Origin of the sequence: Microbacterium sp. KSW4-4 (genome assembly GCF_023091185.1) — a bacterium.
GTDB lineage: Bacteria > Actinomycetota > Actinomycetes > Actinomycetales > Microbacteriaceae > Microbacterium > Microbacterium paraoxydans.
On the sequence record NZ_JAHWXJ010000001.1, the window covers coordinates 580749 to 595186 of the forward strand.

Here is a 14438-nt window from a genome sequence, read left to right on the forward strand (position 1 = left end):
ACGTCGAAGCGGGCGTGCCCGGCACGCCCGCTTCGTCTGGTGGTCAGGTGACCGGAACGCTCAGATCGCGAAACCGAGCGCACGCATCATGTCGCGCCCGTCGTCCGTGATCCGCTCAGGCCCCCACGGCGGCATCCACACCCAGTTGATGCGGAAGCGGTCCACGACGTTGTCGAGGGCCTGCGCCGTCTGGTCTTCGAGGACGTCCGTGAGCGGGCAGCCCGCGCTGGTCAGCGTCATGTGGATGACGAGAGCGTCGTTCTCGTCATCCCAGGCGAGGTCGTAGATGAGTCCGAGGTCGACGACGTTGATCCCGAGCTCAGGATCCATCACGTCCTTGAGAGCCTCGGTGACCGCGTCGTACTTCTCGTCCGTCAGGGTCGCTGTCATGCGATCAGCCTACGCCTCGATGGGAGCGGAGGGGTCGAGGAACCGGTCGTAGCCCTCGTTCTCCAGGCGGTCGGCGAGCTCGGGGCCGCCCTCCTCGACGATCTTGCCCGCGACGACCACGTGCACGTAGTCGGGGCGGATGTAGCGGAGGATCCGGGTGTAGTGCGTGATGAGCAGCACACCGAGGCCGGTGGACTCCTTCGCGCGGTTGACACCCTCGGAGACGATCTTCAGCGCGTCCACGTCGAGGCCGGAGTCGGTCTCGTCGAGCACGGCGAACTTCGGCTTGAGCACCTCGAGCTGGAGGATCTCGTGGCGCTTCTTCTCGCCGCCCGAGAAGCCCTCGTTGACGTTGCGCTGCGCGAACTTGGGGTCCATGCGGAGGTTAGCCATGGACTCCTTGACGTCCTTGGTCCACTGCCGGATCGAGGGCGCCTCGCCGTCGAGCGCGGTCTTCGCGGTGCGCAGGAAGTTCGTCACGGTCACGCCGGGGATCTCGACCGGGTACTGCATGGCGAGGAACAGACCGGCGCGGGCACGCTCGTCGACGCTCATCGCCAGGACGTCCTCACCGTCGAAGGTGATGGAGCCGGAGGTGACCGTGTACTTCGGGTGGCCGGCGATCGTGTAGGCCAGGGTGGACTTGCCGGAGCCGTTGGGGCCCATGATGGCGTGGGTCTCACCGGTGTTCATGGTGAGGGTGATTCCGTTGAGGATCGGGGTGGTCCCCGCCTCGGTCTCGACCGTCACATGCAGGTCGCGGATCTCGAGAACAGACATTCTTCAGACTTCCTTCGTCACAGCGGGATCGATGAGCACGTCGTCGCCGTCGATCTCGACGACGTAGACCGGGACGGGCTCATATGCGGGGAGATTCTGGGGCTTGCCGGTGATCAGGGAGAACGCCGAGCCATGGGCCCAGCACTCCACCGTGTCACCTTCCACGAAGCCCTCGGACAGCGAGATGTCGCCGTGGGTGCAGGTGTCGCCGATGGCGTGGATGACGCCCTCGCCGTCCTTGATGACCGTGATCGGCACACCGTCCGGCTCGACGCGCAGCGGCGTGTCCTGCTCCAGCTCGGAGACGCCGCAGACGCGCTGCGCGGTCACGCGTCCACCTCGGCGAGCTCGGCCTCGATGGCGGCCAGCAGCTCCGACTCCAGGTCGGGGATGCCGAGGCGCAGCACGATGTCGGTGAGGAAGCCGAGCACCACCAGTCGGCGGGCCTCGTCCTCCGGGATGCCGCGGGCCTGGAGATAGAAGAGCTGCTCGTCGTCGAAGCGGCCGGTGGCACTCGCGTGCCCGGCGCCGACGATGTCGCCCGTCTCGATCTCCAGGTTCGGGATGGAGTCCGCGCGCGCGCCCTCCGTGAGCACCAGGTTGCGGTTGGCCTCGTAGGAGTCGGTGCCGGTGGCCTCCGCCCCGATCAGCACGTCGCCGATCCACACGCTGTGGGCGCTCTCGCCCTGCAGCGCGCCCTTGTAGAGCACGTCGCCGGTCGTGTGCGGGCCCTTGTGGTGCAGGTACACCTGGCTCTCCAGGTGCTGACCGGAGTCGGCGTAGGACAGCCCGTAGAGGTAGCCCTCGGAGCCGGCACCGGCGAGCTCGACGCTCGGGTTCACGCGCACCACGCCGCCGCCGAAGCTCACGACGAAGTGCTTGAGGGTGGCATCGGCCGCGACCCGCGCCTGGTGGGCGGCCGCGTGCACGGCGTCGTCGTCCCACTGCTGCACGGAGACGACGGTGAGCTTCGCTCCATCGCGGACGATGATCTCGACGTTCTGGGCGTACTGCGCCGAGCCCTTGTGCTGCAGCACCACCGTGGCGGCGCTGTGCTCGAGGGCCTCGATCACGATGTGGGCGTCCGCCCGGCGGTCGGCTCCGGTGCCCGTGAGCGACAGGAAGATCGGCGCGGCGACCTCCTCCTCGCGCGGGATGCGGATGTGCAGGGCCTCGGAGGCGCCCTGCCACGCGACGGCGGCGGTGATGTCCTCGGCGAGGAAGACCTCGCCGCGCGGAGCGGTTCCCGCCGGGAGCGGCGCGGCGACGTACTGCTCGCCGGACGTGAAGGAGTACTGCACGCCCTCGTCGCCCTCGGCCGGGCGGAACAGCGGCGCGAGCGCGGCCACCGGCGTGTGCTTCCAGTTCACCTCGCGACCGGTCGGCGTGCCGAAGTCGTCCGGGTCGAACGAGTGCGGACGCTCGGAGCGGGTCTGCACCGGGACGAATCCGGCGTCCGCCACCTGGGCGGCCGGGTCGATGTGCGCGTTCGTGTGCTGCGCCTCGCTGGGCGCTGTCGTCGAGGCCGCCATTTAGCCGACCGATCCTTCCATGCCCATCTCGATGAGCTTGTTCAGTTCCATCGCGTACTCCATCGGCAGCTCGCGCGCGATCGGCTCGATGAAGCCGCGCACGATCATCGCCATCGCCTCGTCCTCGGGCATGCCACGGGACTGCAGGTAGAAGAGCTGCTCCTCGCTGACCTTGGAGACCGTGGCCTCGTGGCCGAGCTGCACGTCGTCGACACGGATGTCGATCGCCGGGTAGGTGTCGGAACGGGACTTCGTGTCGACGAGGAGGGCGTCACAGCGGACGGTGTTCGCCGAGTGATGGGCGGCGGCGTCGACGCGCACCTCGCCGCGGTAGCCGGCACGGCCACCGCCGCGGGCGATCGACTTCGAGACGATCGACGACTGCGTGTACGGCGCCATGTGGATCATCTTCGCGCCGGCGTCCTGGTGCTGACCGGGGCCGGCGAACGCGACGGAGAGGGTCTCGCCCTTGGCGTGCTCACCCATCAGGTAGATCGACGGGTACTTCATCGTCACCTTGGAGCCGATGTTGCCGTCGACCCACTCCATGGTCGCGCCCTCGTGTGCCACGGCGCGCTTGGTGACCAGGTTGTAGACGTTGTTCGACCAGTTCTGGATCGTCGTGTAGCGCACGCGGGCGTTCTTCTTCACGATGATCTCGACGACGGCCGAGTGCAGGGAGTCCGACTTGTAGATCGGGGCGGTGCAGCCCTCGATGTAGTGGACGTAGCTGTCCTCGTCGGCGATGATCAGGGTCCGCTCGAACTGGCCCATGTTCTCGGTGTTGATCCGGAAGTAGGCCTGCAGGGGGATCTCGACGTGCACGCCCTTCGGGACGTAGACGAACGAGCCGCCCGACCAGACGGCGGTGTTCAGCGCGGCGAACTTGTTGTCGCCCGCGGGGATGACGGTGCCGAAGTACTCCTCGAAGAACTCGGGGTGCTCGCGCAGGGCGGTGTCGGTGTCCATGAAGATGACGCCCTGGGCCTCCAGGTCCTCGCGGATCTGGTGGTACACGACCTCGGACTCGTACTGCGCGGCGACGCCGGCGACGAGACGCTGACGCTCGGCCTCGGGGATGCCCAGGCGCTCGTACGTCTCGCGGATCTCCTCGGGGAGGTCTTCCCAGCTCTGCGCCTGCTTCTCGGTGGAGCGGACGAAGTACTTGATGTTGTCGAAGTCGATGTCGCTGAGGTCGGCGCCCCAGGTCGGCATCGGCTTGCGGCCGAAGAGCTGATAGCCCTTGAGACGGGTCTTCAGCATCCATTCCGGCTCGTTCTTGAGGGCCGAGATCCCGCGGACGACCTCTTCCGAGATCCCGCGTTTCGCGACGGCACCCGCGGCATCCTCATCGTGCCAGCCGAATTCGTACACCCCCAGACCATCGAGCTCCGGGCGGTCGATCAGCACATCCGACATGCAACACTCTCCTCACAGGTCCCAAACGGTGTCATCCGCCCCGACACACCTGATCCCCGTCGAGTCTGCGGGAGCGGGTGCCGTTGGTGGGGCCCTCATCACGGGCGCTTCCATCGCGCCTAAACTGTTGACGATGCTTCAGCGCTGTCAGCGCTCATCGCAACAATCCGATTCTACAGGTTCCGCCTGACGGACGGGCCGTGCGCCACGTCTTCGACGGGCCGGAGGACTTATGCCCGAGACGACCATCCCCGCCCCTTCGACGACCAGGGCGACCGCCTCCCCCCGCTCCGCGGTGTGGGGTCGCGCGCTCACCGTCTTCGCGTGGCTGTCGTTCCTCAGCGAGACGATCATCATCGGCACCGGCGGCGCCGTGCGGCTGACCGGATCCGGCCTCGGCTGCACCGAGTGGCCGCTGTGCACGCCCGAGTCGCTCGTCCCGATCGTCGAGGTGCAGGGCATCCACGGGATGATCGAGTTCGGCAACCGGCTGATGACCGGCGTCGTCGGGATCATCGCGATCGCCGTCGTCCTGCTCGTCCTGCACACCATCAGCGGCCGCCGGGCGCTCATCGACGCCCTGTGGTTCGCCGTCGGCGGTCTCGCCGGCGCGGCCGTCGCCTTCGTCCTGGTCTCGCTCACCGACTTCCCGGCGTTCCCCGTCGCCTCCGCCGTGCTCCTGATCGCGGTGATCGCGGCGGCGGTCCACTCGGTGCGCACGACGCCCGCCCGACGGGATCTCGTCCTCCTCGCCTGGCTCGTGCTGATCGGCGTCGTCGCGCAGGCCCTGGTCGGCGGCATCACCGTGCTCACGGGCCTGAACCCCTTCATCGTCGGGTTCCACTACACGTCGTCGCTCCTGCTCGTCTGCATCACCGCCGCGTTCCTCGTGCGGCTGGCGACTCCGGAAGGACCGCGCGAGCGGGCCGTCCCCACCTGGTTCGCGATCGTGACGCACGCCACCGGCCTCGCCCTCGCCGTGACCATCCTGTTCGGCGTGCTGACGACCGGATCGGGCCCGCACTCGGGCGACGCCGACGTGCTGCGCCGCGGCTTCGACGCCACGGTCCTCGCCCACGTCCACTCCTGGCCGGGCTACATCCTGGCCGCCCTCGTGCTCTTCCTGACGGTGTCCGCCTGGGTCCTGCGCCTCGAGCCCCGCCGGTGGCTGCTGGTGCTGGTCATCGCGATCCTCGTGCAGGTGGCCGTCGGCGTCTGGCAGGCGCGGGAGGGGCTGCCGCCCGTGCTCGTGGGCATCCACATGGTCCTGGCATCGCTGTCGGCCGCGACCTACACGGTCGTCGTGCTGCACCTCAAGCGCACGGCGTCCGTCGTACCCGCCCCCGTCGACTGACCTGCCGCACAGACGATCCATAGCGCGCGCACTGGGCGCTCATCACCGCATCGACCATCATGGTCGACATGAACAAGACACTCACCCGCAGCGCCGGGTTCTGGCTCCTCATCGTCGTCTCCCTCGCCGCGGTCGGGGTCGGCGGCTGGATGATCGCCGGACAGATCGGCACGATGACGACCACCCTGATGGATGGCACCGCCACCGGTGTCGAGGTGTACGTCGGTCAGTCGCTCGTCGTCGTCGGCGCGGTCGTCCTCGGTGCGGGCCTGGTGGGCCTGCTCCTGTCGCTCGGCCTCGTCGCCGCGCGCACGCTGGTCGCCTCCCCGATCGCCCCCGCGCCGATCGTCGAGCGCGAGGAGCCGATCATCCAGGACGAGGCGGTCGAGACGGTCTCAGTCCCGCGCGACGAGCCCGCTCTCCGGACCGCCGATGCAGAGCCGCAGGTCGATGCGGAGCCTCAGGCCGACGAGCCCCAGGCCGACGAGGATCAGAAGGGCAGCAGCGGGTCGATCGCCACGGCGACGAACAGCAGCGTCAGGTAAGTGATCGAGGCGTGGAAGACTCGCATCGGCCGCGCCTCGGTCCCCCGGACCGCCTGGTTGTACAGGCGGTGCGACTCATAGATGAACCAGCCGCCGAACACCAGGGCGGAGACGGTGTAGACGAGGCCCATGCCGGCGATCGGCACGAGCAGCAGCGAGCAGGCGACCGTGGCCCACGCGTACAGGATGACCTGCAGGCCGACCTGCGACGCGTTGCGGGTGACGCCGAGCATGGGCACGTCGACATCGTCGTAGTCGTCCTTGTACTTCATGGACAGCGGCCAGTAGTGCGGCGGCGTCCAGAGGAAGACGAGCAGGAAGAGGATGAAGGCGGGCCAGTCGAGCGACCCGGTGACGGCGGACCAGCCGATGAGGACCGGGAAGCACCCCGCGATGCCGCCCCAGATGATGTTCTGCTCGGTGCGGCGCTTGAGGATCATCGTGTAGATCACGACGTAGAAGAAGATCGCGGAGGCCGACAGGATCGCCGTGAGCGGGTTCGTGGTGAACCAGAGCCACACGGTCGACACGATCGCGAGCGTCCACGAGAAGATCAGGGCGCCGCGCGGACTGACCTCGCCGGTCACGAGCGGCCGGTTCTCCGTGCGGTGCATGTGCGCGTCGATGTCGCGGTCGAGGTACATGTTGAACGCGCCGGCCGAACCGGCGCTCATCGATCCGCCGATGACCGTCGCGAGGACCAGCCAGAGATCGGGCAGTCCGCCCTGCGCGAGGAACATGACCGGAACGGTCGAGACGAGGAGGAGTTCGAGGACCCGGGGCTTCGTCAGAGTGACGTAGGCGCTCACCGTGCGACCGATGGACGACTTCCGTACGGTCTGATCAGACATCGTCGAGATCTCGATCGCCTCCTCCGCGCGCGTTACCGGACAACCTCTCCAGTGTATGACACGCCGTGACGCGTTCCGCGCCTTCTACCCCTCAGCCGCCGGGACCGTCCCCGCTATGCTGAGAGCACTCGCGCGCCCGGTGCTGCGCACAACCCCGCCCGTCTCCTGGACGATGCGGGATGCGCCAGGGAAGTTGCGGATGCGCCAGGGAATACCGGCGCCCTCGAAACTGTCGGAAAGGGCATGAACGTGTCGGAATTGCAGTGGGACGAGATCGATCGACGCGCGGTGGACACCGCCCGGATCCTGGCGGCCGATGCGGTCGAGAAGGTCGGCAACGGTCATCCCGGCACGGCGATGAGTCTGGCTCCCGCCGCCTATCTGCTCTACCAGCGGGTGCTGCGGCATGACCCGACCGACACCGACTGGCTCGGGCGCGACCGCTTCATCCTGTCGGTCGGCCACTCGTCGCTGACGCAGTACGTGCAGCTCTATCTGGGCGGGTTCGGGCTCGAGCTCGACGATCTCAAGGCACTCCGCACCTGGGGCTCGAAGACCCCCGGACACCCCGAGTACGGCCACACCAAGGGCGTCGAGATCACCACGGGCCCGCTGGGCCAGGGCCTCGCGTCGGCGGTCGGCTTCGCGTACGCCGCCCGGTACGAGCGCGGCCTCTTCGACCCCGAGGCCGCAGCGGGCACGAGCCCGTTCGACCACTTCGTCTACGTGATCGCGGGCGACGGCGACCTGCAGGAGGGCGTCACCAGCGAGGCCTCCTCGCTCGCCGGCCACCAGCAGCTCGGTAACCTCATCGCGATCTACGACTCCAACCAGATCTCCATCGAGGACGACACGAACGTCGCCTTCACCGAGGATGTCGCCGCTCGCTACCGGGCCTACGGCTGGCACGTGCAGACCGTGGACTGGAAGAAGACCGGCGAGTACGTGGAGGACGTCGCCGAGCTCCACGCCGCGATCGAGGCGGCCAAGGGCGAGACCGACAAGCCGTCGCTCATCATCCTCAAGACCATCATCGGCTGGCCGGCCCCCGGTAAGCAGAACACCGGGAAGATCCACGGATCGGCACTCGGAGCCGACGAGCTCGCCGCCACCAAGAAGGTCCTCGGGTTCGACCCGGAGCAGACCTTCGTGGTCGCCGACGAGGTGCTGGAGCGCACGCGCGGCCTCGCGGAGCGCGCCGCCGAGGCCCGCGCCGCCTGGCAGGAGTCGTTCGATGACTGGGCGGCCGCCAACCCCGAGCGCAAGGCCCTGCTCGACCGCGTCGAGGCCCACGAGCTCCCCGCCGACATCGCCGACGCACTCCCCGTCTTCGAGGCCGGCAAGGACGTCTCGACCCGCGCCGCGTCCGGCCAGGTCATCAACGCGCTGGCCGCGCAGCTCCCCGAGCTCTGGGGCGGCTCCGCCGACCTCGCCGAGTCGAACCTCACGACGATCAAGGACGCGCCGTCCTTCATCCCGGCTGAGTGGTCGACCCACGAGTGGTCGGGCACCCCGTACGGCCGGGTGCTGCACTTCGGCATCCGTGAGCACGCCATGGGTGCGATCGTCAACGGCATCGTGCTGCACGGGCCCACGCGCGCCTTCGGGGGCACGTTCCTCATCTTCAGCGACTACATGCGTCCGGCCGTGCGCCTGGCCGCGCTAATGAACGTGCCGAGCGTCTTCGTCTGGACGCACGACTCCGTCGCCCTCGGCGAGGACGGCCCGACGCACCAGCCGATCGAGCAGCTCGCGACGCTGCGCGCGATCCCGAACCTGGCCGTCGTCCGTCCGGCGGACGCCAACGAGACCGCCGCCGTGTGGCTCGAGATCCTCCGGCGCCACGAGGGCCCGGCCGGCATCGCGCTGACCCGCCAGAACATCCCGGTGTTCCCGCGCGGCGAGGGCGAGGCTTCGGGCGATACCTTCGCCTCGGCCGCCCAGGCCGCCAAGGGCGCCTACGTCCTGGCCGAGGCGCCGGGCGGCACGCCGGACGTCATCATCGTGGCCACCGGCTCCGAGGTGCAGCTCGCGGTGAACGCCCGCGAGGTGCTCGCCGGCGAGGGCGTGAACGTCCGCGTCGTCTCCGCCCCCTCGCTGGAGTGGTTCGCAGAGCAGGACGAGGCCTACCGCGAGAGCGTGCTGCCGTCGTCCGTCACCGCCCGCGTCTCGGTCGAGGCCGGTTCCGTGCTCACGTGGCGCGGCATCGTCGGCGACCGCGGCCGGTCCGTCGGCATCGACCACTTCGGCGCCTCCGCCGACTACAAGACCCTCTTCGAGAAGTTCGGCATCACCACCGAGGCCGTCGTCGCGGCCGCCCGCGAGACCATCAAGGAGAACGCATGAGCACCCCCACCGCCCAGCTCGCCGCCGCCGGCGTCAGCATCTGGCTCGACGACCTCTCGCGCACCCGCATCTCCTCCGGCAACCTCGCCGAGCTGATCGCGTCGCGCAACGTCGTGGGCGTCACCACGAACCCGACCATCTTCGCGAACGCGATCACGGACAAGAACGACACGTCCTACGACGCGCAGGTCACCGAGCTCGCCGCGTCCGGAGCCTCCGCCGAGGACGCCGTGTTCGCCGCGACGACCCAGGACGTCCGTGCCGCGCTCGACGTCTTCCGCCCGGTGTGGGAGGAGTCCGGCCACGTCGACGGTCGCGTCTCGATCGAGGTCTCCCCCGATCTCGCCCACGACACCGACGGCACCGTGGCGCAGGCCAAGGAGCTCTGGGACCGGATCGACCGGCCCAACCTCCTCGTGAAGATCCCGGCGACCAAGGCCGGCCTCCCGGCCATCACCGAGGCGATCGCGAACGGCATCAGCGTCAATGTGACCCTCATCTTCAGCCTGGAGCGCTACGCCGAGGTCATCGAGGCGTACCTCACCGGCCTCGAGCGTGCCAAGGAGGCGGGCATCGATCTGTCCACCATCCACTCGGTGGCCTCGTTCTTCGTCTCCCGGGTGGACACGGAGACGGACAAGCGCCTGACCGCGATCGGCACGGACGCCGCCGCCGCGCTGAAGAGCAAGGCGGGACTCGCGAACGCCCGACTCGCGTACGAGCTCTTCGAGAAGACGTTCGCCGAGAAGCGCGCGCAGGATCTCCTCGCCGCCGGCGCCAACGTCCAGCGCCCGCTGTGGGCGTCCACTGGCGTGAAGGACCCGGCGCTGCCGGACACCCTCTACGTCACGGAGCTCGTCGCGGACGGCGTCGTGAACACGATGCCGGAGAAGACCCTCGAGGCGACGTTCGACCACGCCGTCGTCACGGGAGACACCATCACCGGCGGCTACGAGGAGGCCCGCGAGGTCTTCGCCGGGCTCGCCGAGGTGGGGGTCGACTTCGACGCCGTCACCGAGGTGCTCGAGGAGGAGGGGGTCGCGAAGTTCATCGACTCCTGGCACGATCTGCTCGCGCAGGTCACCGAGGCTCTGGAGGCGCAGCGATGACCTTCGCCATCCACGCATCGGGCGCGGCGCGCGTCGCCATCGAGGAGACCGTGCCGGCCCTGGTCCACGACCTCGTCGCGTCCCGCATCACCGGTGGCGACGCCACGCTCTGGGGTCCGGCCGCCGAGGCCGAGGCTTCGGTCCGCCTCGGCTGGGTCGAGGCCGTCTCGGTCTCCCGCCCGCTGGTCGCGGAGATCGTCGCGCTGCGCGAGGAACTCGCGGCGAAGGGCGTCACCCGCGTGGTGCTGGCCGGAATGGGCGGCTCGTCGCTCGCTCCCGAGGTCATCGCGCAGACGTCCGGCGTCCCGCTCACGATCCTCGACTCCACCGCCCCGGGGCAGGTGCTCGCCGCGCTCGACGAGGGTCTCGCCGAGACGGTCCTCGTCGTGTCGTCGAAGTCGGGCTCCACGGTCGAGACCGACTCGCAGCGCCGGACCTTCGAGGCCGCCTTCCGCGACCTCGGCATCGACCCCACCGAGCGGATCGTCGTGGTCACCGATCCCGGTTCGCCGCTCGACGCCTCCGCGCGCGAGGCCGGCTACCGGGTCTTCAACGCCGACCCGAACGTGGGCGGCCGCTACTCGGCGCTGACCGCCTTCGGCCTCGTCCCGTCTGGACTCGCCGGCGTCGACATCGACGAGCTGTTGGACGAGGCCGAGGCCTCGCTGCTCGAGGTGGCCGTGGACTCCGCCGACAACCCCGCCCTCCGTCTCGGGGCGGCGATCGCCGCCACCAACCCCCGCCGCGACAAGCTGGGTCTGATCACCGACGGCACGCACATCAAGGGGCTGCCGGACTGGATCGAGCAGCTGATTGCCGAGTCCACGGGCAAGGAGGGCACGGGCATCCTCCCGGTCGTCCTGCTCCCGGTCTCGCCGGAGCTCGACCCGGTCCCCGCCGACCTCCAGATCGTGCGCCTCGTCGACGACGCCAACGAGTTCCACCTGCACGAGCGGCACGAGGGCGAGATCCTCGTCAGCGGCACGCTCGGCGCGCAGTTCATCGTCTGGGAGTACGCGACGGCCATCGCCGGGCACCTCCTCGGCATCAACCCGTTCGACCAGCCCGACGTCGAGTCGGCCAAGGTCGCCGCCCGGGGCCTGCTCGATGCCCGCCCGGAGCCGACGGCGCCCGCGTTCGTCGAGAACGGCGTCGAGGTGCGGGTCTCCGATCCCGCCCTTGCCGTCTCGGGCACGGTCGAAGGCGTGCTGGACGCGCTCTGGGCACAGCTCCCCGCCGACGGCTACGTGTCCATCCAGGCCTACGTCAACCGCCTCGAGGTACCGCAGCTCCAGGGCCTGCGCGAGCTCGTCGCCGCCGACTCCGGGCGCCCGACCACGTTCGGCTGGGGACCGCGCTTCTTGCACTCCACGGGCCAGTACCACAAGGGCGGCCCCGCCCAGGGCGTGTTCCTGCAGATTCTGGAGCGCACGGACGTGGATCTCGAGATCCCCGACCGCCCCTTCACGTTCGGGCAGCTCATCCAGGCGCAGGCGGCCGGCGACGCGGGTGTGCTCGCGGAGCACGGACGGCCCGTCGTCTCGCTGACGATCACCGAGTCCTCGGACGACGTGCTCGCCCTCTTCGAAGCCGCACAGAAGTAACCGCAGGAGAGCCCCCACCGATGTCTGTACCAATCTCGCGCGGGCACAACCCGCTGCGCGACCCCGACGATCGTCGTCTCAACAGGATCGCGGGGCCCAGCGCCCTCGTGATCTTCGGCGTGACGGGTGATCTGTCCCGCAAGAAGCTCATGCCGGCGGTCTACGATCTCGCGAACCGGGGGCTCCTGCCCCCGGGCTTCGCGCTCGTGGGCTTCGCCCGCCGCGACTGGGAGGACCAGGACTTCGCCCAGGTCGTCTACGACGCGGTGAAGCAGCATGCCCGCACGCCGTTCCGCGAGGAGACCTGGACGCAGCTGCTCCAGGGCATCCGGTTCGTCTCCGGCGAGTTCGACAACCCCGACTCCTTCCGCAAGCTGCGGGAGACCGTCGAGAAGCTCGACGTGGAACGCGGGACCATGGGCAACCACGCCTACTATCTCTCGATCCCGCCGAAGGACTTCCCGCTCGTCGCGAAGCAGCTCAAGGACTCGGGGCTCGTGGGCGAGGACGCGGACGACGACGAGCGCTGGCGGCGCGTCGTCATCGAGAAGCCGTTCGGGCACGACCTCGAGTCGGCGCGCGCTCTCAACGCAGCCCTCGAGGTGGCGTTCCCCGCCGACTCGATCTTCCGCATCGACCACTACCTCGGCAAGGAGACGGTGCAGAACATCCTCGCGCTGCGCTTCGCGAACGAGCTGTACGAGCCGATCTGGAACCGCAACTACGTCGACCACGTGCAGATCACGATGGCCGAGGACATCGGCGTCGGCGGTCGTGCCGGGTACTACGACGGGATCGGCGCCGCCCGCGACGTCATCCAGAACCACCTGCTCCAGCTCCTCGCGCTCACGGCGATGGAGGAGCCCATCAGCCTCTCCGCCGAGCATCTGCGGGCAGAGAAGGAGAAGGTCCTCGCCGCGGTGCACGTGCCGGAGGATCTCTCCCTCGCCACGGCGCGCGGACAGTACGCCGGCGGCTGGCAGGGCGGTGAGAAGGTCACCGGCTTCCTCGACGAGGAGGGGATGAACCCCGAGTCGACGACGGAGACCTACGCGGCCATCAAGCTGGAGATCGACACCCGACGCTGGGCCGGCGTGCCGTTCTACCTGCGGACGGGCAAGCGCCTCGGCCGTCGCGTGACGGAGATCGCCGTGGTGTTCAACCGTGCGCCGCAGCACCTGTTCGGCCGCGGCAACGCCTCGGAGCTCGGGCAGAACGCCCTCGTGATCCGCGTCCAGCCCGACGAGGGCGTGACGATCCGCTTCGGCTCGAAGGTGCCGGGCAACGGCACGAACGTCCGCGACGTGACGATGGACTTCGGCTACGGCCACGCGTTCACGGAGGCGAGCCCGGAGGCGTACGAGCGTCTGATCCTCGACGTCCTCCTGGGCGACCCGCCGCTGTTCCCGCGGCATGAGGAGGTCGAGCTCTCCTGGAAGATCCTCGACCCGGTGGAGAAGTACTGGGCCGCCCAGGGCGGTCCGGTGGAGCAGTACGCGCCCGGCTCGTGGGGACCGGCCTCGGCCGACGACCTGCTGGCCCGCGACGGACGAGTCTGGAGACGCCCGTGATCATCGACCTTCCCGACACGACCGTCAGCCAGGTCGCCAAGCAGCTCGTCAAGGTGCGCGAGGAGGGTGGCGCCGTCGCCCTCGGCCGCGTCCTCACCCTGGTCATCGCGGCCCGCAAGGGCGTCGCGGAGGCCGCGATCGACGCGGCGAACGATGCGTCGCGCGAGCACCCGATGCGTGTGATCGTGCTGACCACCGGCGACGGCGAGTCCCGCCTCGACGCGCAGATCCGCGTGGGCGGAGACGCCGGGGCCAGCGAGGTCGTCGTGCTGCACGCGCACGGCGCCGCCGCGAGCAACGAGGAGAGCCTGCTCACCGGATTGCTCCTGCCGGACGCCCCGGTGGTGGCGTGGTGGCCGGACGAGGCCCCCACCTCTCCAGCGACGTCGCCGCTCGGCCGCATCGCCCAGCGCCGGATCACCGACGCCGCCACGTCCCCGGATGTGCGCGACCGCCTCGCCCTCCTCGGGCGCACGCACGCTCCCGGCGACACCGACCTCGCCTGGACGCGCCTCACGCACTGGCGCGAGCAGCTCGCCGCGGTGCTGGACCAGCCGCCGTACGAGACCATCACCGCCGTCGAGGTCCGGGGTGGGAGCGCCTCGCCCTCCACCGCGCTGCTCGCCGCGTGGCTGCAGATGGCACTGGATGTGCCGGTGCGGTGGTCGTACGAGGACCCGGAGCACTGGCAGGAGGGCATCAAGTCGGTGCGCCTCACCCGGCAGTCCGGCGACATCCTCCTCGAGCGCCCGTCGCCCGGCGTCGCCGTCCTCACCCAGCCGAACCAGCCCGACCACGATCTCCACCTGCCGCGGCGGACGCTGCGCGAGTGCCTCGCGGAGGAGCTGCGCAGGCTCGACCCCGACGTCCTGTACGGTCGAGTGATCACGGAGGGCTGGGAGAAGCTCGGTCCGCCCGAGACAGGAGAGTGACCTCG

Annotated in this window: 13 protein-coding genes; 7 read left to right on the forward strand and 6 right to left on the reverse strand. The window is 69.5% G+C overall.

Annotation, left to right across the window (positions count from 1 at the left end; translation table 11 throughout):
• Window positions 1-60 precede the first annotated feature (60 nt).
• From KZC57_RS02935 to sufB, 5 genes are read right to left on the reverse strand one after another with little or no spacing between them, the layout of a single operon-like run.
• On the reverse strand, window positions 61-390 hold the full coding sequence (locus tag KZC57_RS02935) for a metal-sulfur cluster assembly factor (RefSeq protein ID WP_017202280.1): 330 nt from the start codon (window positions 388-390) through the stop codon (window positions 61-63).
• Window positions 391-399: 9 nt separating this feature from the next.
• Window positions 400-1170, reverse strand: a complete 771-nt coding sequence (gene sufC / locus KZC57_RS02940; RefSeq protein WP_025103648.1) for a Fe-S cluster assembly ATPase SufC — start codon at window positions 1168-1170, stop codon at window positions 400-402.
• Window positions 1171-1173: 3 nt separating this feature from the next.
• Window positions 1174-1500, reverse strand: coding sequence for a non-heme iron oxygenase ferredoxin subunit (locus KZC57_RS02945; RefSeq protein ID WP_025103649.1), 327 nt, complete (start codon window positions 1498-1500; stop codon window positions 1174-1176).
• Window positions 1497-2702 carry a Fe-S cluster assembly protein SufD gene (gene sufD / locus KZC57_RS02950; protein WP_247641008.1) on the reverse strand — a complete coding sequence of 402 codons (1206 nt, stop codon included), beginning with the start codon at window positions 2700-2702 and terminating at the stop codon, window positions 1497-1499. Before sufD ends, KZC57_RS02945 begins: the two co-directional genes overlap by 4 nt.
• A complete protein-coding gene (gene sufB / locus KZC57_RS02955; protein WP_025103651.1) occupies window positions 2703-4121 on the reverse strand; it encodes a Fe-S cluster assembly protein SufB in 1419 nt (472 codons plus the stop codon).
• 232 nt (window positions 4122-4353) lie between these two features.
• Between sufB and KZC57_RS02960 the strand changes: the two genes are divergently transcribed.
• A complete protein-coding gene (locus tag KZC57_RS02960) occupies window positions 4354-5475 on the forward strand; it encodes a heme A synthase (protein ID WP_247641009.1) in 1122 nt (373 codons plus the stop codon).
• Between the two features lie 68 nt (window positions 5476-5543).
• The gene (locus KZC57_RS02965) at window positions 5544-6020 is read left to right on the forward strand and encodes a hypothetical protein (RefSeq protein WP_234024114.1); all 477 of its coding nucleotides are present in this window, start codon (window positions 5544-5546) and stop codon (window positions 6018-6020) included.
• Here the strand turns inward: KZC57_RS02965 and KZC57_RS02970 are convergent.
• Window positions 5966-6871: a heme o synthase gene (locus KZC57_RS02970; RefSeq protein ID WP_029989291.1), complete on the reverse strand. Its 906-nt coding sequence runs from the start codon at window positions 6869-6871 to the stop codon at window positions 5966-5968. The two genes, KZC57_RS02965 and KZC57_RS02970, sit on opposite strands and share 55 nt — an antisense overlap.
• Window positions 6872-7120: 249 nt before the next feature.
• Here KZC57_RS02970 and tkt point away from each other — a divergent pair, with 249 nt between their 5' ends.
• The 5 genes from tkt to KZC57_RS02995 are packed head-to-tail and all read left to right on the forward strand — an operon-like array spanning window position 7121 to window position 14433.
• A complete protein-coding gene (gene tkt / locus KZC57_RS02975) occupies window positions 7121-9217 on the forward strand; it encodes a transketolase (protein ID WP_247641604.1) in 2097 nt (698 codons plus the stop codon).
• The gene (tal, locus tag KZC57_RS02980; protein ID WP_247641010.1) at window positions 9214-10326 is read left to right on the forward strand and encodes a transaldolase; all 1113 of its coding nucleotides are present in this window, start codon (window positions 9214-9216) and stop codon (window positions 10324-10326) included. Before tkt ends, tal begins: the two co-directional genes overlap by 4 nt.
• Window positions 10323-11930, forward strand: coding sequence for a glucose-6-phosphate isomerase (locus tag KZC57_RS02985; protein ID WP_060921902.1), 1608 nt, complete (start codon window positions 10323-10325; stop codon window positions 11928-11930). The genes tal and KZC57_RS02985 overlap by 4 nt, the downstream gene beginning before the upstream one ends.
• Before the next feature lie 20 nt (window positions 11931-11950).
• Entirely contained in the window at window positions 11951-13501 is a 1551-nt protein-coding gene (gene zwf, locus KZC57_RS02990) for a glucose-6-phosphate dehydrogenase (protein ID WP_025103658.1), read from the forward strand.
• Window positions 13498-14433, forward strand: a complete 936-nt coding sequence (locus KZC57_RS02995) for a glucose-6-phosphate dehydrogenase assembly protein OpcA (protein ID WP_247641011.1) — start codon at window positions 13498-13500, stop codon at window positions 14431-14433. The genes zwf and KZC57_RS02995 overlap by 4 nt, the downstream gene beginning before the upstream one ends.
• The last annotated feature ends 5 nt before the right edge of the window (window positions 14434-14438 follow it).